This window comes from Marinobacter alkalisoli (genome assembly GCF_045449855.1).
Taxonomy (GTDB): Bacteria; Pseudomonadota; Gammaproteobacteria; order Pseudomonadales; family Oleiphilaceae; genus Marinobacter.
The window spans coordinates 187,822-206,693 of record NZ_JBJJLC010000005.1 but is presented as its reverse complement, the minus strand read 5'-3'; the positions used below and the strand labels follow the sequence as shown (position 1 = coordinate 206,693).

Sequence of the window (18,872 nt, the reverse complement as noted above, 5' to 3'; positions counted from 1 at the left end):
ACCTCACTGAGATTCACGCTAACCACTGCTGTTAACGGTATGAATCCAGCTTGTGCATCAGGCTTTGTTGCACAACAGGCCACTCAAGATTGATGATGGAAAATACGACCGTGTCACGGTAGCCACCATCCGGCATTCTTTGATGGTTACGTAAAACCCCATCCTGCTTCGCACCTAATCTCGCAATCGCAGCCCTGGACTCCAGATTATGCCAATGGGTACGGAACTCCACAGCTATGGCATTCAGATCCTCAAAAGCATGGCCCAACAACAGCAGTTTGCACTCCGTATTCATCGGGGACCGTTGATAGCTTTTGGCGTACCAGGTGTAACCAATCTCGACGCGATTGTTCTGGCTATCTGCATTACAAAAACGTGTTGAGCCAATGATCTTGTTGGACACTTTTTCAATGACGACGAACGGTAACGCCCTGCCCGCGTCCTTTTCAGATAACGCTTTTTCAATGTAGCTGTGAATGGTGTCTCGTCCGGGCACGCCGGTAAACCACAGACTCCAAAGCTGACCGTCTGACGCCGCTTCCACCAGTGCGTCAGCGTGGTTCCTGTGCAGTGGAGCCAGCTTGACTGTTTCGGACTCCAGCACTACATCCCGAAGCCATCGATTCTCATCCATCATGTCAACATTCCTTTTATTGGGTACATTTCCGATCAATGCCGAGCGCGAAACAGGAACTCCCCCGCCACCATGTCGTTGTGAACCGCCTCCAGGATGGAGGGATCCAGGGCGTCTTCCCGTAAATCGTGCAGGCCGCAGCTCGCGAGAGCCTTACGCACCCGCACGTCGGGTCCCAGGTATTCATAGAGCACCCGGGCACAACAGGGCATCCGTTCGCTGTTATCAGACACACCGATCTTGAGCCCGGTGAGCCGGCTCAACCGGTTCCGGAAGCTGGGGAACAGGATGGTCTGAGTGATTTCGTGGCGATTCAGGGTTTCATAGTCCACCAGGAACAACCGGTCCGTCAGCAGGTAGGCCACCCCCTGATATTGGTTGTGACAGTACGGTTCGTGCTTGCTGGGACGCATCCGCTCGGTACGCTGGAACACCACCTGGTCGCCCCGACGTTCCAGGCAGACCAGGTTCTGCAGCAGCTTGCCCGGCGTCGACATCGACAAATAGTACTCATAATAATAGCCGAGGTAGCGATCTATATCGTTGCGCCCCTCCTGCCCCAACTGATCCAGGTGTTCGAGGAGGGTGTCATCATTCCCCTGCCGTTTCTTCTCGGGAACAGGCCTTACCCGCACCAGCCGCTGGAACTGCCAGTGCGGCAGCAGGATTTCCTGTTCATCAACCCCAAAGAAGTCACACAGGCGACGCAGGATATTCGCCGAGGGCCTGTGCTGACCACTGAGGTACCGGTTAAATTGCGGGCGGTTGATGTCCAGACGACGGCACACCTCCGCAATCGACTTGTAGTAGCTGCACAGCAACCTGAGGTTCTGAGCCAGGTCCTGATGCGTGCCGGCATCATCCATCGTGTTCACCCTCTCATCCGGAAGCGCCAGCCTGCGCTGGTGCGTGTTGGCGCTAATGGTGCGCCAGATCGCACCATGTTGACGCCAGTCTACGAATTCTACCAGTCGCCCCGGGCTGGTTAAATAAAACCTCCTGATAAAAACAACCACCGGAGTTCCCTATGTTGGAGTTACTCAATGACCTGCTTTGGGGCAAGGTCCTGATTGCCCTGCTCGTTGCCGTTGGCATCGGTTTTACCGTTGCTTCCCGCTTCGTCCAGTTCCGCTACTTTGGCCGCATGTTTCGCATCCTTAGTGCCAGCCAGGCTTTCCAGCGAGACAAACACGGCCATCTCAGTTCTTTCCAGGCCCTGTTACTGTCTGTCGCCGGCCGTGTCGGCGGGGGAAACATCGCAGGCGTGGCGGTGGCCATCACCCTCGGCGGCCCCGGCGCGGTTTTCTGGATGTGGGTCGTTGGCCTGATGGGTATGGCCACCAGTTTCCTCGAATGCTCCCTGGCCCAGACCTACAAGCAGGCAGAGGCCGACGGCACCTACCGCGGTGGCCCGGCACACTACATCGCCCGAGGCATGGGCCCGAAATGGAAATGGCTGGCGGGCGTGTACTCGGTGTTGCTGCTGATGACCTTCGGTTTCGGCTTTACCGCGCTGCAGTCCTACGCCGTGGCCACCTCCGTGGACGACGCCTTTGGGGTGCCAGTCGTTGCGACCGGCATTGCACTGGCGGTGCTGGTGGGTGTGATCATCTTCGGCGGGGTAAAGCGCATAGCCCGTGTGACCGAGTTCCTGGTCCCGATCATGGCGGGCGGCTACCTGCTGATTACCACGGTCGTGCTTGCCCTAAACCTAGAGCAGATCCCCGATGTATTCATGCTCATCGTCAACAGCGCTTTCGGGCTTGAGCCGGTTGTTGGCGGCGGCATTGGCGCAGCCATCATGATGGGCGTCAAGCGTGGGCTGTTCTCCAACGAGGCAGGCCTGGGCAGTGCCCCCAACGTGGCAGCGGTTGCCTATGTGCCCCACCCGGCCAACCAGGGCGTGGTGCAATCGTTCTCGGTGTTTATCGACACGCTGATCATCTGCTCCTCCACCGCGTTCATCATCCTGCTCAGCGGCATCTACGAGCCGGCGGGCATGGGCGATGTGGGCGGCGTGGCGCTGACCCAGTCTGCCCTGGCAGATCATGTCGGCGACTGGGGCCGCAGCTTTGTGAGTATTGCACTGCTGCTGTTCGGGTTCAGCACCATCCTCTACAACTACTACCTGGGCGAGAACAGCATCAGCTTCTTCAGTTCCGCCAACCTGAAATTCTTCAATATCTTCCGGGTAGCCGTCATCGGCCTGGTGTGTTGGGGCGCCACCACCGACCTGGGCACTGTCTTTGGATTCGCCGATGTCACCATGGGGCTGCTTGCCCTGGTCAACCTGATCGCCCTGCTGTGCCTGTTCAAACCCGGCCTGCGCGTGCTGAAGGATTTTGACCAGCAGATCGCCGCCGGCATTGAACAACCGGTGTTCGACGCCGCCCGCTTCAAGGATATGAACGTGGACGCCGCCGCCTGGACCATCGAGCCCGAAGATCTTGAACGCATCACCTCGCAGGAAATAGACACCAATGAACACCCGTCTCGAACATGATCTCCTGGGCGACCTGGCGGTGCCCGCAGACGCCTGGTACGGCATCCAGACCCAGCGCGCCCTGGACAACTTCGCCATCACCGGCGTGCCCATAAGCCACTTCCCGGATTTTGTCCGTGCACTGGCAATGGTCAAGAAGGCCGCCGCACTGGCCAACCGGGACCTGGGGGTACTCGCCCCCCACAAGGCGGACGCTATCGTGGAGGCCTGCGACGACATCGTCGCAGGCCAGTTGCACGATCAGTTCGTGGTAGACCTGATCCAGGGTGGAGCCGGCACCTCCACCAACATGAACGCCAACGAGGTGATTGCCAACCTGGCACTGACCAAGCTGGGCCATGGTCTCGGGGACTATCAGCACCTGCATCCCAACGACGACGTCAACCGTTCCCAGTCCACCAACGACGCCTACCCGACAGCGGTGTGCCTCGCAGTCCAGTTCGCTGCCGCCCCCCTGGAGCGGGCCATCATCCGGCTGAAGGAGCGCCTGGAGGCAAAGGGCCGCGAATTCGCTGACGTGGTAAAAATGGGGCGCACCCAGTTACAGGACGCCGTGCCCATGACCCTGGGGCAGGAGTTCGAGGCCTTTGCCGTCAACCTGGGCGAGGATATCGACCGCCTGCACGAAGCCAGCCTGTTGCTGTGTGAGGTGAACCTGGGCGGTACCGCCATTGGCACCGGCATCAACACCCCGCCCCGCTACCAGGCCCTGGCAGTGCGCTACCTGGCGGAGATCTCCGGCAAACCGGTGGTGTCCGCCAGCAATCTGGTGGAAGCCTCCTCCGACATGGGCGCCTTCGTGCTGTTCTCGGGAATACTCAAGCGCTTTGCCGTCAAGCTCGGCAAAATGTGCAACGATCTTCGGCTGCTGTCCAGCGGGCCAAGAACCGGGCTCGGCGAAATCATGCTGCCAGCACGGCAGCCGGGCTCTTCGATTATGCCCGGCAAGGTCAATCCCGTGATCCCGGAAGCCGTCAACCAGACCGCCTACCAGGTGATCGCCAGCGACCTGGCCGTCACCATGGCAGCGGAGGCCGGCCAGTTGCAGCTCAATGCCATGGAGCCGCTGATTGTCTACAACCTGCTGAACTCCATGAAAATGCTGGAATCCGCCTGCACCATGCTCGACGAGCGCTGCATCAAGGATATCCGCGCCAATGTCGAACAGTGCGCCCGCCACCTGGACAACAGTATTGGCATCATCACCGCGCTGGTACCCCGGATTGGCTACGCCAATGCCACCCGCATTGCCGCCCAGGCCCTGAACTCCGGGGCCACCGTGCGTGAGCTGGTGCTGGCCGAGGCGCTGCTGCACCCGGAGGAACTGGACCGCCTGCTCAGCCCCCGTTCTATGCTCGCCCCGATCGGAGACAGCGCATGAACCGCAAGGTGCTGGTGGTCTACACCGGGGGCACCATCGGCATGGTGGCCTCCGGCAAGGGGTACGTGCCCAGCCCGGATTTCCGGGGCCGACTGCAGAGGCACCTTGACCTGCCGGGTCTGGACGTCATCGAACTGGACCGACTGATCGACAGCGCCAACCTCACCCCATCGGACTGGACCGGCATAGCCCGGGTGTTGGAGAGCCACTGGAACAGCTACGACGGCTTTGTGGTGCTTCACGGCACGGACACCATGGCCTACACCGCCTCGGCCCTCTCCTACATGCTCCGCGGTTGCGACAAACCCGTGATCCTCACCGGTGCCCAGATTCCCCTGGACCAGGACCGGAGCGACGCCCTGGATAACGTGACCTCCGCTCTCGCCATGGCGGCCATGCCACATCTCCGGGAGGTCTGCATCTACTTCCGCAACCGCCTGCTCCGTGGCAACCGGGCACGGAAAATCAGCACCAACGGGCTCAGCGCATTCGACTCCCCCAATGCACCCTGGCTCGGCGAGGCTGGCATTGAAATCAGGCTTCGGGACGAAAGGCTGCTACCGCCAGGCCATCCGGACTTCCATATACCGGAATTCGACAACCGGGCCGTGGCAGCACTCACCCTCTATCCTGGCATTCCCGCCGAGCTGATCCAGGCGACACTGGCACTGCCAGGTCTTCAGGGCCTGATCCTCCACAGCTACGGCGCCGGTAACCCGCCAGACGCCAACCCCGACCTGATCCAGGCCCTGGAATATGGCGTCAACCAGGGGATCACCATCCTGAACATCACCCAATGCCTGCAAGGCCCGGTTTCCCAAAACGCCTACGCAACCGGCGCGGCGCTGGACAGAATCGGCGTTATTCCCGGCTCGGATCTGACACCAGAGGCCGCCTTCGCCAAGCTGCACTACCTGTTGGCCACAGGGCATAAGGGGCAGGAACTCCGGAATGGCCTGATGCAGCCATTGTGTGGGGATAGTGGAGAGTGAGACGGGCGGCATGGTCAGGCCGCGACTTAACGATAGGTTTCCCCATCGAACTCAATCAGACAAAAGCCATGACCAAACGGGTCTGAGAAGGTTATGCATTTTGAACCTCTCCAAGCTATGCACTCACTTTCCTGGCTTGCACCCGCCTTTCTCGCCCGGTCAGCGGCCTTCAATATGTCGCCGACGACAAAATCAATATGCACAGGTGTCCAATGCCTTGAGTATCGACGTGCCTCTGCAACGGAACTGCTGGTAACAGATCCGGTGACATTCGCCAGAAGGTAAATGACTGAAGAGGCGCCTGTAAGCTCTGCGACGTCGTCATCAATAATCCGGCTGAGCTCCAAATCCAGAGCAGCGCAGTAGAAGTCTATAGCTGGCGCAAGCTCCGGAACGTCTATATTCACTACTATTCGCATACAGTTACCATCAGTCCGAGTGAGCCGTATCAACGCCCGCCGCTATGCAGCCGATTGTTGAAGCCTGCCACGCCAGCGATCAGGGCGTGTCGCCCCACCATAATCCGCCTGATATAGTCTGGTTATCAATAGCGATGACGGACCAAGCCATGTCACATAATATGGGATTGATCGAACGGGTCGAACAGATTCGCGAACTGACACCCCTGGATGCGGCCGAGGAACTGGCCCGGCTGCCAGCGGACGATATCCAGTTCATTCTCTCTCGGTTGCCCGCTGAACAGGCCCTCACCGTGGCCTCCCACCTCGCCGAAGTAGCCGCCCCGGACGAGTCGGCCACCCGCGCGGTGCTGACCGGCATGGAAGAAACCATCGGTGAGCTGATGACCCCGGCGGCGGCGATGCTGCCGGCCAACTATACCGTCGCCGAGGCGTTGACCTTCATGGTAAAGAGCGCCGACGTCTCCGAGATCAGTTACATTTTCGTGACCGAGGAGCATCGCCTGGTGGGGGTGGTGGGCATGCGCGACCTGATTCTCGCCAAACCCTCTGAGGCCCTTGCCAGCATCATGGTGCGCGAGCCCTTCGCCTTTCACCAGGACACGCCAATCGAGGAAGCAATCGGCGAAGTGCAGTACCGGCACTACCGCATGTACCCGGTGGTGGACGAGCAGCAGCACGTGGTGGGCGAGGTGCGTGGTTGGAAGCTGTATGAACGCATCGCTTCGGAACTCACCGCCCAGGCCGGCTCACAGTATGGTGTAGCGAAGGAAGAGCAAATCAATACACCGGTGATGGCGGCCTTCCGCATGCGCCACCCCTGGCTACAGGTGAACCTGATCACCGCTTTCGCTGCCGCCTTCGTGGTGGGCATGTTCGAAAGCACCATCGCACAGATCGTCGCCCTGGCCGCCTTCCTGCCAGTGCTCGCCGGCCAGAGCGGCAACACCGGCTGTCAGGCGCTGGCGATCACCCTGCGCGGCATCACCCTCGGGAAGATACAGGACTATCCGATCAGCCGGTTGTTGCGCAAAGAGATCCTGCTGGGCGCGCTCAATGGCGCCGCCGTGGGCGTGATCGCCGGCATCGCCATGTTCGCCTATGCCTTGTCCACCGACTCTGCCAACCCGGCCATGCTCGGCCTCGTCATTTTCATTGCCATGATCGGCGCCTGTATTGGCAGCGGCATCTTCGGCGTCGCGGTACCGTTGCTGCTAAAACGCTTCGGCGCCGACCCGGCCACCGCCAGCAGTATCTTCCTGACCACCTTTACCGACATCATCGGCATGGGTCTGATGCTGTTCCTGGCCACCTCGCTGGTGCTGTAGGCTTTATTTTGTACTAGCCGCGAGGCGCGCTCCCAAGGCAACAAATAAGGCTCCAAGGCTTCGATCCATCCACAAGCCAACTCGCTGGTTTTTCCTCAAGAACGCTCCTAATCTTGAACCTGCCATGACCAGCGGAGGCTCGACAAAAGCCGCAACAACAATAATCAGACTGCCATGCAATATTAGCTGAGCACCGACAGGGCCGGCACCTTGCACGACGAACTGTGGCAAGAAAGCAAGGAAGAATATGGCGACTTTCGGGTTAAGAGCGGAAACCAGCATCCCCTGCCAATAGACCGACTGCATCCGTAGACTGCCGCCTCCGTCACTCGAGATGAATGAGTCACCTTTCGACAGAAGCATTTTGATGCCAAGCCATATCAAATAGGCCGCCCCAACCCACTTAACCACAGAAAAGGCCAGAGCCGAGGTAGCAAGGATTGCCGAAAGCCCCACCGCCGCCATAACTACATGTAACGCCGCCCCCGACCATATGCCGAACATCGCAGCAAACCCATGTCGACGTCCGCCACGTAGCGTCTGCCCTAGAATGAAAGCGATATCCGGGCCCGGGGAAAGATTCAGAAGAACCGCCGCAGACAAAAACGTCATCCAATGTACAATTGAGTAATCAAACATATTGGCGCTTCCCTGTATTTACTCCCAACCGAACCGCTTGGGGTCCGTTTGATCCCGAAATTCGTCCGATAATTCCATGACCTCTTCAAACTCATCCAGGGCCTGAGTGCAGAACTGCTCTATGGCTTTTTCCCTGATGACTTTGAACTTTTTCCAATCACTCTCTTTTATGCCCCTCCCCCCCTTGTGCCTGCGCTTGTTAAACGAAAACTCGCCCATTGGTCTCGGGTGATTCTCCATTCAACATGACTCCAGCCTTTGCTTCGCATCCACTCAGGGCTCGGCCGTATGATTGCCGTAGCACCCAGTGCATTTACAAGGCGTGCTATGCGCGAATTAGCACTGACAGTGCCGCCGTATATGGTATGAAGATTAAGCGTACCAAACCCAAACTCAACCAAAGCATGCATGACTTCCGTAGCGTACGCATACCGCCCCCAATACTCCGGTGCCAGTTCAATTCCCAGCTCTGCAGTACCTTCTTCCTCACCACCGCTCCGCAAGCCACAACAGCCGACGAGTATTTGGGGGTCTCTACGCCGAATGATAGCAAGCTGAAAATTTACCCTTGGCTGTTCCGCTGCCCATGCTCGAAAAAGTTCAAGAAGTTTACGAGCATGCTCCGTCGTCGTGTGTTCCGTTCCATAGAACTCATGAGAGCGAGGATCACTATGATACGCCTCAAAAGCATCGGAATCCGTGTCATTGAAATCACGGAGCAGGAACCTCCTGGTTGTTAACTCCACTACCCTGCCCCTCAGTTCGTTTAACGCTCGGCTCATGCCCCGGTTTGCCTAGTGCCCCCGACCAGCAATCCCCATGCAATTGGCATAGAAGGTGGTGGTCGCAGGCCAGTCAGAGAAGATACCAATTACCCCGACCTCGCGGGCCAGCACATCTATCACTGTGAAAACATCACCATCATTATTGATGGCGTCAGTGATGGTCTGATGGTACCAGCCCCCTCCGTCAGCCAGCGGTCCGCTGCGTTCAACCGTCCAGGCAATCAGGTCCAGCCCCGCAGCCCTGGCGTTTTCCGCGTACTCCGACGGAACGATTTCCTGGTGGCCATCCAGGGTCAGCATCTTCCATAGTGCCGGTGCCAGAATATTAACCCCTTGTGCGGAGAGATCCTCCATCCAGGCCAGGGACGAGTTTTCTGGCGTCAGCGGGGCCTGGTCCAGGAACACCGCCTGTTTTCCAAACCGGGGCGTTTCGTTGATCCAGAACAGCACGTCGTCCAGCAGGAACGACTGCGGCCATACATCCGCCGGACTTACGCCCGCATCAATGTAGTCCTGAATCATCTGGAGGGCATAGTCTTGTTGGCTATAGTCCCCTTCAAACGGCATCTCCACCACAGGTGTTTTCAGTTCCGGTGTGAACTTCACACCCAACGCCTTGAACAACTCGATGCTTTCCCTGTGTGTCAGCAGAGTGCCGCGGCTGCTGTACAACTCGGTACGCCAGTCGGCCGTCCCTTCCAGGTACTCCTCAGGGGTGGTTGCCATTGGGTTGAACGCGTCCATCTTGCCTTCCAGAGACTTGAATTCTTCCAGAGTGATATCGCTGGTACGGCATTCTGCCTGCGCCTCGGTGCCGCTTTCCGGATCAGCCGGCACAAACGGTTGGGTGCATTTGGCGTTCAGTTCGGGAATGGTCACGATATTGGTGGTGGTGTGAAGATCGTTCTGGGCATGGCGGCAGACCAGTTCCCTGTCCTTGGTGAAGGCAACGTCGCATTCCAGGATACCCGCGCCCATTTGAGCGGCTGCAACGTAGGACTCCATGGTGTGCTCGGGGAACTGCAAGGGCGCACCCCGGTGACCGATCGAGAAATCCGTGGGCCTGAAATCTTTGCCATGGCAGGACTGCAGGGTGTCTTTTAGTGGCCCCTCGTCCATGTCATTCACCAACCAGAAAGGCCTGGGTCCGAGATGAACCTGGCGCTTGCCTCGGTGGAATTTACCATTCAGATCCGGCCACTTGTCGTCCCAGTTTTCCAGGCCCGGGGGCACCCAGTTCTCGCCTTTGCCATGCCCACCCGGCGCAGCATTGGCGAGGGAAAACAGTGACATCAGTAATGCCACAATCAGTAACATGCGTAACTTCATAACAAGCTCCCTATGTGATGAATAACACTCCACGACTACTATCAGCGGGGTGGGTTACGTTGTAGTGACGATTTGGTGACTGGCGCGCGGCTGCGAAATGAAGGCGAAGCCGCAACGCAAAAGACGTCGCAGTGCCTGGCCCGGCCTCGTTATACAGATACATGTCCACGGTAAAAGCCATCAATATTGTAATCGTGACCTGCACTGGTCATGTTTTCTGAATATCCAGTTTCATTTCCAGCAGGGATCCCTGAAAACCAAACTTCTCATATGCCCGAACAGCAGATCCATTTTCCGCGTAAACGTCGAGATAGAAGTTGGTGACTCCTTGAGATTGGCCCCAACGAACCAGATCCTGCAAAATCACTTTGTTCAGCCCAAGCCCTCGATATTCCTCAGCCACGTACATGAAACCGAGGTATCCGTGACTATCATGCTCCAAGGCAGGCTTTGAGTGGCGGACCTGAACGTATCCAGTGGCGATAACGACTCCAGAAATTTCTCCCACTACCAACCTACTGAACTGATCAGTCATCAGTTTTTCGATATCGTAATAGTAAGCATCCTGTTCTTTCAGAGACGGGTTAAATGGACGCTCAGCGTCAATCACTTTTTGTTCCAGAGCCATTAGGGAATCATGGTCTTCACTCCGTGCTTCCCTCACAACTATTCCATCTAAATTCATCAATACTCCAATGCAACTTTGAAAGACCGGCCGCGCACTGGCGCGAATTGTTAATTGGTTACCTCAATGTACCACTTGGGCTTGATGCGCCCGAAGTCCCAGCGAGTATTTGATTTCAGTGTTTTTTTGGAATCCAGCACCATTTCTTTGCCGCCTTCTCTGACAAACACTACCCAATGCCAGAATGGTTTGCCTTGCTCCGTGTGCCACTTGATGGCCATGAGTGCCTTGTCCGGAAGGCGCTCCCAGGACTCGAATGGCGTTTCTTTGGGAGAAACCGAAATGCCGAACTCACGCAGGAGTTTTCGGACGTACTCAGTATCCGACCAAAGCGCTGTGTCTGCGGCATAAATACCCAGAGCATTCGCTCTCTTTTTGGCCTCAGCATAGGTGACACCGGCAATTGCGGCACTTGCAGCGATGCCGCAGCCGGTTACTTCTTCCTGGATGACGGGTTCCATGTCTTTCCCAATTAACGTTGAACTCACCGGGACCAAAAGTCTCATGCCGCTGTTATGAAACCCTGCCCGGCGAAACGGGTTTCACCAAAATCAGATAGTACCCCGCGACCGATTACACTCTATTGGTACCATCTTTCATCTTGAGCACGTCATCCATACGTTCCAAGTACGCAGGAATCGAGGCGTCCTCCAATGCAGCATGCTTGAGCGGCGTCTCTAGCGGTACCCGTGCGATGTTGAAAAGGAACGCATAAAGAATCGCATCAAACGAGGTCACTTGGTCACCTACTGCATACTTGTGCTGACTTAGCTGCCAGGCCATCGCAGTAAGATCCGCAATGCCGGTGGCGTAGACCTCAGCCAATGGATAGCGACCATAACCCTGCCCGATGAGGCTTTTTCTGATACTTCTTCGCGCCGCACCCGCCACCAAGTGGCGAGCCGCGGATGGCACCATGCCAAAAAACGCATCCCTGGTTTTGGGCCAGTACTTGTCGTCTATCCACCGTGACAAGACGATAGTGAAGTAAAGACTCTCCTCACACGTACGACGCAGCAAATGGCCGGAGGCTAATTCAGCCGCGGAAAGTTGTCCGTCTAGCGGGTCACCGTATGTCATCTTCAGGTACGCCAGGATGTTGCCACTGTCGGGAACTTTCTGTGACTGGTCAATGATGAATGGGAGCTTGCCTCTTGGCCCCTTGAAAGGAAGAGTGCTCTTGGTCTGGTAGGGAATCCCTGCCAAACGACAGTAAGTCTCCACCTTGAGACAGAACGGGCTTGCATTCAAACCCCACCCCGGCGCGAATTGATGTATCTCGATCACGGCATCCCCCCGAGTCTGATTCTCCCAAATACAGTGCACCCAAGCTTAGACCGGTGGAAAAATTGTCCGGCAACAGCGGTTGGCTATGCATCATTCATTGACCTTTCTTTTCGCAACTCAGTTCGCCAGCGAACAGACCATAAGAAGCCGATAATCTACTCTGAACTGAGATGAAGCAAAGGAGTAGCCTCCGCAAGAAGTTATATCGCGCGCCACACGGAAGGGGAGAAGCGCGATGTCGGGTTGATGAAAAGGAGTATCTACTAATGAACAATATCGTCTATATCATCGGTGCAGTCGTTATCATTGTAGTGATTCTTTCCTTTCTTGGTTTTGGCTAGAACTTCGCTATTACAGGTTTTCTCTAGAGATCCTTACCAGGCCTGCGATTGCTATGCATTCGCAGGCTCTTCCTCATAGTACTGAGTTACTGCATCGGGCAGGATTTCCCATGTTGCCTCAGAGGACACTGGCGAGACTCCACAGGCGCGGTTAAGCAAGCTGTGCTTGGCCGTCTTCAGCCTGCGGATGCTTATAGTAGTGCCAGCCTCAGTAATGGAACCAGCCCAAACCACACCACGTAGCCAAGCGAAGCAACCATCAGCCCATCAATGCGACCGGGGGCGCGATCAATCCGAACATGTCGATACAAGAACCACGTCAGCACCGCGGCGTGAGGGACGACCAGCCACACAATGCCGGTGTAGGCACCACCGGCCAGTCCCCAAACGTCCCATACCAGCGCGGTTGCGGCGGAGAGTAAGACGAAGAAGAGTGCGATACGCAGCGCGTTCTTGAATCCAAAGCGTACCGCCAAGGTGCGCTTGGACACCAAGGCATCCGCATCGAGATCCGGTATGCCCGACAGCGTGATGGAGGGCAGTATTCCCAGCAACATCGGCACGCTCAGGAGCCATGGCGTGGGGTCGTGCCAGGCCCCACCCAGGAATAAGTAGCCGCACAGCAGCACGCCGATACTGTGGGTGACCGCCACGTCCACCTCTCCCAAACCACGATAGCTGAGCTTCAGCGGCGGCGCCGTGTAGCCGATGGCCAGCACGGTCAGGACGCCAAGCACCGCGATAATGGCAGCCGGAGCCGCCGCGGATAGCGACAGCAGCCAGATCGTGCTGGCCAACAGGCCCGATAGCGCAACGCCAATCCCGGCCTTGACCTCCCGCTGGCTCAGCGAACCGTCAACCAGCACACGCGACCCACCAGTGAAAGCGTTGAAGTAGCGATTGCGCTGATCCGTGGGCAGATCGACCACCTCATTGACCAACACGGTTGCCACCTCCAGCAGGAAAAGGCAAAGGTAGCCGACCCAGAACACCGACGTCCCGAGCACTGGGCTGCCGGGGGAGGCCGCGAGCGCGCCAATGGCATAGGCCACCCACGACATCGGATAGAACTGCAGTCGCAGGCTTCGCAGCCAGGCGCCAGTTTTGTGCCGTAGCCGTTCCATCCTGGTGATCCGACCCTGCTGTAGCCGCCGGCCCTGTCGTTCGGCGCGGGCGAGCCAGGCCTCGCGTTGGTCCGTGCTGGCGTTCTTGACGGAGCCAAATACCAGCGAACGCACCGGGCGCATGCCACAAAAGCCCAGGGTCGCCCGGGCCAGGGCATTCTTACCCGGTTGCCGGTACAGCAACCGATGCACAAGCGGGGGAGTATCCATGGTGGTGATCAATTGAGCGGAACGGTCTTGCAACAGCCCTTGATAGCCGATGCCGCCTTCACAGGTCCTGAAGGCAAAGCCTGGTGCCATCAGCCGATCCAGAAAGCCCTTGAGCAGGGCGGGAGCGGTGCCCCACCAGGTGGGGTAAACGATGACCAGGTGATCCGCCCAAAGTAAGAGCTCCCGCGCCCTGCACAGGTCATCTTCGAGCGGCTGATCGTTGGGGGAGGGAGTGTGCAAATGAGGATCGAAATCCAGTCCTGATAGGTCTAGCCTGCGCAGCTGCACCCCCGCCGCGCGCGCGCCTTGGCAGAAGGCCTCCGCCAACGCTCCGCAAAAGCTGTCGGCACGGGGATGCCCAAGAATAACCAGCACGTTTATCGGCCGCTCAGTCGGTTCGAGTCTCTCAGCCAGCATTATGTTCGTCCTGAACGCTCTCCTACGATCTTACGTGACTTCGGCCCCGATCATTCATCTGGCACAGCGCCGAGATCGAGTCCGCACCACGGAAGCTGTGTGCTCATCCCCTTTGCGCGCAAATAGTTGGCTAATCGGTTGCCCGCTAAGCTGGAAGGCGACCAAGCACCACAAGGGAGAAGACTCATGAACTTTTACCATAGCACCCACCGCCATTATTGTGGAATCGATCTGCACGCCCGGAACCTGAGACGGGCGGTCAAGTTGTGGTTGAGAACCGCGTAAGAGAGCCCCTATATGCGTTTGCTGTAAGCGCCTGACAGCCGAACAAGACTAGCGATACTCCATGATGAGCTCAGGGTGACCAGTATGTTCATCGATTTGCTCACCAATTGAAATAAATCCATGCTTCTCATAGAACTTGACGCTTGGGGCATTCTCCTTGTACACGGTGAGCTGCAAGCTCTCTCTTCTACTCTTGGCATCATCAAGCAAGGCTGGTCCCACGCCCTTACCCTGCATGTGTGGCGATACAAAGATTGCGGCCAAAGTATTCCCGTATAGGCTATAGAATCCGGCGATTTGACCGTCGGATTCAAATACAAAGGTCTCCGATGCAGGGATGTATACACCGCGCATATCGCTAACCTTTGATACCCAAAACTCCGATTCGACAAAGTCATGGGCCTTAATCGATGCTGAAAGCCAGATATCCAGGATCTGATCGATATCCGCTTCTCGATACTCTCTAATCATCTGGTTGTTGTCACTAGTGCCTGATGCGGCTTCGAGTGAATTGCCATTGAGCGTTTTCAGCGCGCTCTGCAGAAAAGCCAGCCTTTCATCACTGAGCCAGGTGCCACGGCGTAGCTCGGGCTCGGACATCTGTATTTGACGGATCTCGGCCTGTGCTTTTGGATCTGGACCAGCGTACCCCACGAAGATGTCTACCCATTCCCTTGCGGCATCCTGCCCTTTGTCACTCTCCGGACTGACACCCTCTTCAAGCAGCCGATTTATGCGGCCAAGCAGAGGCGGCCAGCGCTCCATCTGCCCAGCGTATCGTTCAGCCAGATAGGCATATACTCCCGGACTCAGGTGGCGCTTGAAAATAGCCAACTTGTGTTCCTGAAAAGCCTGCTGAATGAAAGTGATCTGTTTAATGTTGATACCCAGATAAACCTGCAAAGCCTGCTCCCTTTCCGCCATCAGAGTTAGTTTTCTGAGTAACTCAGGATTGCCAGCAGTATCCTGTTCCAACTGTTCCATCCAGCGTACTGCCAAGTCCTGACTTCGACGATCGCTGGGAAACACAATCTTTTCACGTAACGCAGCAAGTTCCGTCAGCAACCGACGCCAGCGGATTTTGGTGGTCCTCTGACGGGTGTAGAAGCGCAGTTCCTGTAGTTCTTCATGGGTGAAGTAACGCTCATAGGCATTAAGCAGTTCGAGCGTGTCTAGAACAGCTTCCGTATCGGGTTCAGTCTCCTGATCCAATAGTTCCTGCATGCGCAGAAGCTGTTCACGCAAGCGAACCGCGCTAGCGATGCGGGTGTTGACGGCAGATAAATTATCAGCAACGAGAGCCTTGATAGAATAATCTCTATCCCTTTCCAGCAGGCTCTTTATCTCTGTCAGGGCGAATCCAAGATTTTTCAGCAACTGGATTCTCTGTAACCGCCCGATGTCATCATCCGTGTAAAGACGGTAGCCAGCCCCGGTACGGGAAGACGGCCGGAGCAGACCAATTTCATCGTAGTGGTGCAACGTTCTTACGGTAGTGCCCGCACGTTTTGCCAATGCGCCAGCCCGCATATTGCCTCGCCCTCTAGATCCACCCATGATCTCCCCCTTAACCACCCCGAACATTCTCAAACCTAACGTCGGGCTACAATATAGTTAAAACCACCACCAGCAACCTGCAGGCCGTCCTTTCGACGGGCAAAATATCTTCGATTCAGTTCCGTGACATCAAAATTGCGGACTTCAGCAAAGCCCATGGTTTCCAGTTCCTCCACGAGGGAAGCAGGAGCAAATTGTGAAAGCCAGGGCTCGCCCATCGCTGCAAAAACGCGTTCGGAGAAAGCCACAATCGCCTGTTCGATGGTATTGAGCAACTCAGTGCAAACGCGGTAATCAAAAACCAGGCAGGAGCCGGGCGGGAGTTCCGACACCTCCGACAGCAATCGACGCACTTGTTCCACATCCAAATAAGGGGTCAGCCCAAGGCAACTGATGGCTGCAGGTTTGTGCCTGTCGAACCCGTGTTGAACCAAAACATCGACCCAGTCATCCTGTTGCAGATCTGCGGGCACGAAACGCAGGTTATGCGGAACATGTAGACTCGATTCAGTGATCATGGCTTGTTTTTGGGTCAACATTTCAGGGCGATCCACCTCAAACAGGCACACCTTGGGTATGGTTGTGCCCTGCCGCACCCCATAACTGTCCATTCCCGCACCAAGGACTACGATCTGCCCGACCCCATCCGCCACTGCAACATCCAGATACTCCTCTGCAAGCAGGGTACGGGCAACTATACCGGCGCGCATGGAGCGGGCGCCTGGGTCGTTATACTGGAAAGGGTCCACGACCACAGCGTCCCGCAGCTCTGTACCCAATAGAGACAAAGCCAGAGAATCATCTAGAATCCGGGGCTCATCCAGCAACTGGTGGACAGCCCGTGCAATAGCAACAAGCTGTGCGGAATTCCGAGGGTGAATTGTTTGCATGACCTACCTCCTGTGTAATCAAAGAACAGGGGCAGGCTAAAGCCACACGTTACGTGAGGGTCAACACATTTTCAGCGTGCAGTGAGGGTATGATAGTTCACTTTAAACTCAATGCTGTACCTTTGAGTCTTCTTCCCCCGGGCTCACTGCACCGGGGGAAGTCCAGAACGAATTTGAATGATTTTTTATGAATCAGTGACTTTGGTGCTCATGAGAGCACTATTCCCAGAGAAACCAAACTTCTCGTACAACCCTTGAGCATCACGGGTTTGCAGCACCATTTGAGTACCCTCGATAGCTGGATGCGCAACCAAGCACTCCATGAACCACTGGCCCAGACCGGTACCCCGATACCCCGGCTCAATCACAATGTCAGCCACCCAAGTAAACGTAGTACTGTCGGTGACTGCACGCCCAAAACCAATTTGCGTGGTTCCATGGTAAAGACTGAAACAAATGGAGCCAGCAACCATGCGCTCTACAATTTCTACGGGACGGCGACCTCCCCAATATGTCGCTGCAAGCAAGCGCTGGACAGTACCCAGTTGCACCTTGGATTTATCGTCAGTGATTAGGTAATCGTCCTTGCGCCACTCCATCAATGGCTACTCCCTGATTTATAACGCTGCCAACACGCCTAGCTTTGTAGTGGAGGCGAAGCCGCAACGGAAAAACTGTCGTCGTGATTGGCTTAGTTATGTTGCACCTTTCAGTGCCTCCCGTATGAAATCTGCCTTAGCCGCAGTATATGCCTCTCTATCTGACCTGAACTCTACCGCCCACAACCGCTTATTCTGCTCATACTGTTCTGCTAGTTCAGTATGGGCACGAAGTATGTTCCGAAACGCCAAGCGCCGATCCCATTCCTGACTACCGTAAACCACAAGGTGCAGGTGATGTGTCCGGCGCCCCTCGGCCCATCGCATAAGCCAACGCCGACCAACTAACGAGGCATTGAACTCCATTGATGTTGTATATTTTGCATGGCACAACGGTTCCATTAACTCATCGGCACGCGATATCGAATCTACTCCAGCCAGAATATCGATAATCGGCTTGGCTGAAAGGCCAGGTACTGCTGTGCTGCCAAAGTGCTCAATCGCCAAAAAGTAATCAGGAAACAAGCGAAGGAGGCGGTCCCGCTCTTCTTCAAATATGGTTGGCCAGTTCTCGTCATACGAGAAGATTGTCACCGGCTCCTGAATTGCTCTATTCAGGGATTCTTCTTCGTCCATGACCCACCATCTATAGCAATATGACGCCGCTCAGCACGCGCGGCTACGGAATGGAGGCGAAGCCGCGTTGTAGTAAACGTCTTCGTGACTGGCCTGGTTATACAGACTTTGCCACCAACATCTCAGTGGCGCCTTTCTGAAAACGGTAGCTCACAGCCTGCAGCGAAACATCAATACCGTCTGCGGATAGTGCCGTCATGACCGAATCCAAATGCCTCGAGGCCTCTCCATCCAGAGAGATAACCGGAAAGATGCGAACCTCGGAGGCAACTCTGCACAGCTCACGCATTGATGCCAGGTGAGCCACCTCATCTACGTGGGCACTGTAAAGAAAAAGGTAGTGGGAGCAGAGAGCCAGATCGAAATCGGAGTCAGGGAATGGCAACGAAGGCAATGATGCTGATACATACCGCCCTTGGCGACAACCGGTATCAAAGTCAGAAAGAAACTTCGACATGGCTTTCATCCGAACGTTGCCAAGCTCTTCAACGCTGCCCAGTGAGTCCCAGATATAGCCGTCTGCCCCCTGTTTCATCTTAGCCATGATGTCCGGATACACTTCATCAATCCGGCGACGTATCTCCTTCGTCTCGAACTGATACACCGGATCACAAGAGGTGATTTGGCTCCCCCGTTTCGTTGCCTCCGCGTTGAAGCTCGCTGGGCCGTCACCACAGCCAAGAATCCGCTTTTTCAGATCATCTTCTGATAATCCGAACATTGCCTGGTATTCTTCAAAAGACCGACCCCATGGGACTACGTTTGCTAACTTCAATTCTGACTCTCCCTAGTCTGTATAACGCCGCTCAGCACGCACGGTTACGGAACGTA

Annotated in this window: 20 protein-coding genes; 4 read left to right on the top strand and 16 right to left on the bottom strand. The window is 56.2% G+C overall.

Translation table 11 applies throughout. From position 1 onward, the window contains the following. Positions 1-31: 31 nt before the first annotated feature. Both ACJO5Y_RS03075 and ACJO5Y_RS03070 read right to left on the bottom strand, forming a co-directional pair. Positions 32-637, bottom strand: coding sequence for a GNAT family N-acetyltransferase (locus tag ACJO5Y_RS03075; RefSeq protein ID WP_406984953.1), 606 nt, complete (start codon positions 635-637; stop codon positions 32-34). Positions 638-669: 32 nt separating this feature from the next. Further along, positions 670-1,500, bottom strand: a complete 831-nt coding sequence (locus ACJO5Y_RS03070; RefSeq protein ID WP_406985032.1) for a helix-turn-helix domain-containing protein — start codon at positions 1,498-1,500, stop codon at positions 670-672. 161 nt (positions 1,501-1,661) lie between these two features. On the opposite strand from ACJO5Y_RS03070, the gene ACJO5Y_RS03065 reads away from it, so the two are divergent. From ACJO5Y_RS03065 to ACJO5Y_RS03055, 3 genes are read left to right on the top strand one after another with little or no spacing between them, the layout of a single operon-like run. After that, positions 1,662-3,137 (top strand): alanine/glycine:cation symporter family protein, encoded by a 1,476-nt coding sequence (locus ACJO5Y_RS03065; protein WP_406984952.1) that lies wholly within the window; start codon positions 1,662-1,664, stop codon positions 3,135-3,137. Continuing rightward, the gene (locus tag ACJO5Y_RS03060) at positions 3,115-4,518 is read left to right on the top strand and encodes an aspartate ammonia-lyase (RefSeq protein ID WP_406984951.1); all 1,404 of its coding nucleotides are present in this window, start codon (positions 3,115-3,117) and stop codon (positions 4,516-4,518) included. Before ACJO5Y_RS03065 ends, ACJO5Y_RS03060 begins: the two co-directional genes overlap by 23 nt. Then, positions 4,515-5,510, top strand: a complete 996-nt coding sequence (locus ACJO5Y_RS03055; RefSeq protein WP_406984950.1) for a type I asparaginase — start codon at positions 4,515-4,517, stop codon at positions 5,508-5,510. The genes ACJO5Y_RS03060 and ACJO5Y_RS03055 overlap by 4 nt, the downstream gene beginning before the upstream one ends. A 26-nt stretch (positions 5,511-5,536) precedes the next feature. Here the strand turns inward: ACJO5Y_RS03055 and ACJO5Y_RS03050 are convergent, their stop codons facing one another. Next, positions 5,537-5,929: a VOC family protein gene (locus ACJO5Y_RS03050; RefSeq protein WP_406984949.1), complete on the bottom strand. Its 393-nt coding sequence runs from the start codon at positions 5,927-5,929 to the stop codon at positions 5,537-5,539. A gap of 149 nt (positions 5,930-6,078) precedes the next feature. Between ACJO5Y_RS03050 and ACJO5Y_RS03045 the strand changes: the two genes are divergently transcribed. Beyond that, complete coding sequence (locus tag ACJO5Y_RS03045) at positions 6,079-7,257, top strand: magnesium transporter (RefSeq protein ID WP_406984948.1); 1,179 nt, start codon at positions 6,079-6,081, stop codon at positions 7,255-7,257. A gap of 3 nt (positions 7,258-7,260) precedes the next feature. Here the strand turns inward: ACJO5Y_RS03045 and ACJO5Y_RS03040 are convergent, their stop codons facing one another. From ACJO5Y_RS03040 to ACJO5Y_RS02980, 13 genes are all read right to left on the bottom strand, one after another. Next, complete coding sequence (locus ACJO5Y_RS03040) at positions 7,261-7,896, bottom strand: LysE family translocator (RefSeq protein ID WP_406984947.1); 636 nt, start codon at positions 7,894-7,896, stop codon at positions 7,261-7,263. 18 nt (positions 7,897-7,914) lie between these two features. Continuing rightward, positions 7,915-8,136: a hypothetical protein gene (locus ACJO5Y_RS03035; RefSeq protein WP_406985037.1), complete on the bottom strand. Its 222-nt coding sequence runs from the start codon at positions 8,134-8,136 to the stop codon at positions 7,915-7,917. Then, positions 8,064-8,678 carry a GNAT family N-acetyltransferase gene (locus ACJO5Y_RS03030; protein ID WP_406984946.1) on the bottom strand — a complete coding sequence of 205 codons (615 nt, stop codon included), beginning with the start codon at positions 8,676-8,678 and terminating at the stop codon, positions 8,064-8,066. The genes ACJO5Y_RS03035 and ACJO5Y_RS03030 overlap by 73 nt, the downstream gene beginning before the upstream one ends. Before the next feature lie 12 nt (positions 8,679-8,690). Then, positions 8,691-10,010 carry a glycerophosphodiester phosphodiesterase family protein gene (locus ACJO5Y_RS03025; protein WP_406984945.1) on the bottom strand — a complete coding sequence of 440 codons (1,320 nt, stop codon included), beginning with the start codon at positions 10,008-10,010 and terminating at the stop codon, positions 8,691-8,693. Between the two features lie 208 nt (positions 10,011-10,218). Further along, the gene (locus tag ACJO5Y_RS03020; RefSeq protein ID WP_406984944.1) at positions 10,219-10,695 is read right to left on the bottom strand and encodes a GNAT family N-acetyltransferase; all 477 of its coding nucleotides are present in this window, start codon (positions 10,693-10,695) and stop codon (positions 10,219-10,221) included. A 50-nt stretch (positions 10,696-10,745) separates the two neighbouring features. Further along, positions 10,746-11,156 (bottom strand): hypothetical protein, encoded by a 411-nt coding sequence (locus ACJO5Y_RS03015; protein ID WP_406984943.1) that lies wholly within the window; start codon positions 11,154-11,156, stop codon positions 10,746-10,748. 112 nt (positions 11,157-11,268) lie between these two features. After that, positions 11,269-11,982: a glutathione S-transferase family protein gene (locus ACJO5Y_RS03010; RefSeq protein WP_406984942.1), complete on the bottom strand. Its 714-nt coding sequence runs from the start codon at positions 11,980-11,982 to the stop codon at positions 11,269-11,271. A gap of 532 nt (positions 11,983-12,514) precedes the next feature. After that, entirely contained in the window at positions 12,515-14,074 is a 1,560-nt protein-coding gene (locus tag ACJO5Y_RS03005) for an NAD(P)H-dependent oxidoreductase (protein WP_406984941.1), read from the bottom strand. Positions 14,075-14,407: 333 nt separating this feature from the next. Continuing rightward, positions 14,408-15,943: an N-acetyltransferase gene (locus tag ACJO5Y_RS03000; RefSeq protein WP_406984940.1), complete on the bottom strand. Its 1,536-nt coding sequence runs from the start codon at positions 15,941-15,943 to the stop codon at positions 14,408-14,410. An 8-nt stretch (positions 15,944-15,951) separates the two neighbouring features. Beyond that, positions 15,952-16,806, bottom strand: coding sequence for a class I SAM-dependent methyltransferase (locus ACJO5Y_RS02995; RefSeq protein WP_406984939.1), 855 nt, complete (start codon positions 16,804-16,806; stop codon positions 15,952-15,954). 185 nt (positions 16,807-16,991) lie between these two features. Continuing rightward, entirely contained in the window at positions 16,992-17,405 is a 414-nt protein-coding gene (locus ACJO5Y_RS02990; protein WP_406984938.1) for a GNAT family N-acetyltransferase, read from the bottom strand. A 96-nt stretch (positions 17,406-17,501) separates the two neighbouring features. Continuing rightward, on the bottom strand, positions 17,502-18,041 hold the full coding sequence (locus tag ACJO5Y_RS02985) for a GrpB family protein (protein ID WP_406984937.1): 540 nt from the start codon (positions 18,039-18,041) through the stop codon (positions 17,502-17,504). 97 nt (positions 18,042-18,138) lie between these two features. After that, positions 18,139-18,816 carry a class I SAM-dependent methyltransferase gene (locus ACJO5Y_RS02980; protein WP_406984936.1) on the bottom strand — a complete coding sequence of 226 codons (678 nt, stop codon included), beginning with the start codon at positions 18,814-18,816 and terminating at the stop codon, positions 18,139-18,141. Positions 18,817-18,872: the final 56 nt, after the last annotated feature.

What these genes read in the sequence shown, in the direction of transcription:
- ACJO5Y_RS03075 (WP_406984953.1), bottom strand. Translation starts at nt 637, where the DNA reads ATGATGGATGAGAATCGATGGCTTCGGGATGTAGTGCTGGAGTCCGAA.
- ACJO5Y_RS03070 (WP_406985032.1), bottom strand. Translation starts at nt 1,500, where the DNA reads ATGGATGATGCCGGCACGCATCAGGACCTGGCTCAGAACCTCAGGTTG.
- ACJO5Y_RS03065 (WP_406984952.1), top strand. Translation starts at nt 1,662, where the DNA reads ATGTTGGAGTTACTCAATGACCTGCTTTGGGGCAAGGTCCTGATTGCC.
- ACJO5Y_RS03060 (WP_406984951.1), top strand. Translation starts at nt 3,115, where the DNA reads ATGAACACCCGTCTCGAACATGATCTCCTGGGCGACCTGGCGGTGCCC.
- ACJO5Y_RS03055 (WP_406984950.1), top strand. Translation starts at nt 4,515, where the DNA reads ATGAACCGCAAGGTGCTGGTGGTCTACACCGGGGGCACCATCGGCATG.
- ACJO5Y_RS03050 (WP_406984949.1), bottom strand. Translation starts at nt 5,929, where the DNA reads ATGCGAATAGTAGTGAATATAGACGTTCCGGAGCTTGCGCCAGCTATA.
- ACJO5Y_RS03045 (WP_406984948.1), top strand. Translation starts at nt 6,079, where the DNA reads ATGTCACATAATATGGGATTGATCGAACGGGTCGAACAGATTCGCGAA.
- ACJO5Y_RS03040 (WP_406984947.1), bottom strand. Translation starts at nt 7,896, where the DNA reads ATGTTTGATTACTCAATTGTACATTGGATGACGTTTTTGTCTGCGGCG.
- ACJO5Y_RS03035 (WP_406985037.1), bottom strand. Translation starts at nt 8,136, where the DNA reads ATGGAGAATCACCCGAGACCAATGGGCGAGTTTTCGTTTAACAAGCGC.
- ACJO5Y_RS03030 (WP_406984946.1), bottom strand. Translation starts at nt 8,678, where the DNA reads ATGAGCCGAGCGTTAAACGAACTGAGGGGCAGGGTAGTGGAGTTAACA.
- ACJO5Y_RS03025 (WP_406984945.1), bottom strand. Translation starts at nt 10,010, where the DNA reads ATGAAGTTACGCATGTTACTGATTGTGGCATTACTGATGTCACTGTTT.
- ACJO5Y_RS03020 (WP_406984944.1), bottom strand. Translation starts at nt 10,695, where the DNA reads ATGAATTTAGATGGAATAGTTGTGAGGGAAGCACGGAGTGAAGACCAT.
- ACJO5Y_RS03015 (WP_406984943.1), bottom strand. Translation starts at nt 11,156, where the DNA reads ATGGAACCCGTCATCCAGGAAGAAGTAACCGGCTGCGGCATCGCTGCA.
- ACJO5Y_RS03005 (WP_406984941.1), bottom strand. Translation starts at nt 14,074, where the DNA reads ATGCTGGCTGAGAGACTCGAACCGACTGAGCGGCCGATAAACGTGCTG.
- ACJO5Y_RS03000 (WP_406984940.1), bottom strand. Translation starts at nt 15,943, where the DNA reads ATGTTCGGGGTGGTTAAGGGGGAGATCATGGGTGGATCTAGAGGGCGA.
- ACJO5Y_RS02995 (WP_406984939.1), bottom strand. Translation starts at nt 16,806, where the DNA reads ATGCAAACAATTCACCCTCGGAATTCCGCACAGCTTGTTGCTATTGCA.
- ACJO5Y_RS02990 (WP_406984938.1), bottom strand. Translation starts at nt 17,405, where the DNA reads ATGGAGTGGCGCAAGGACGATTACCTAATCACTGACGATAAATCCAAG.
- ACJO5Y_RS02985 (WP_406984937.1), bottom strand. Translation starts at nt 18,041, where the DNA reads ATGGACGAAGAAGAATCCCTGAATAGAGCAATTCAGGAGCCGGTGACA.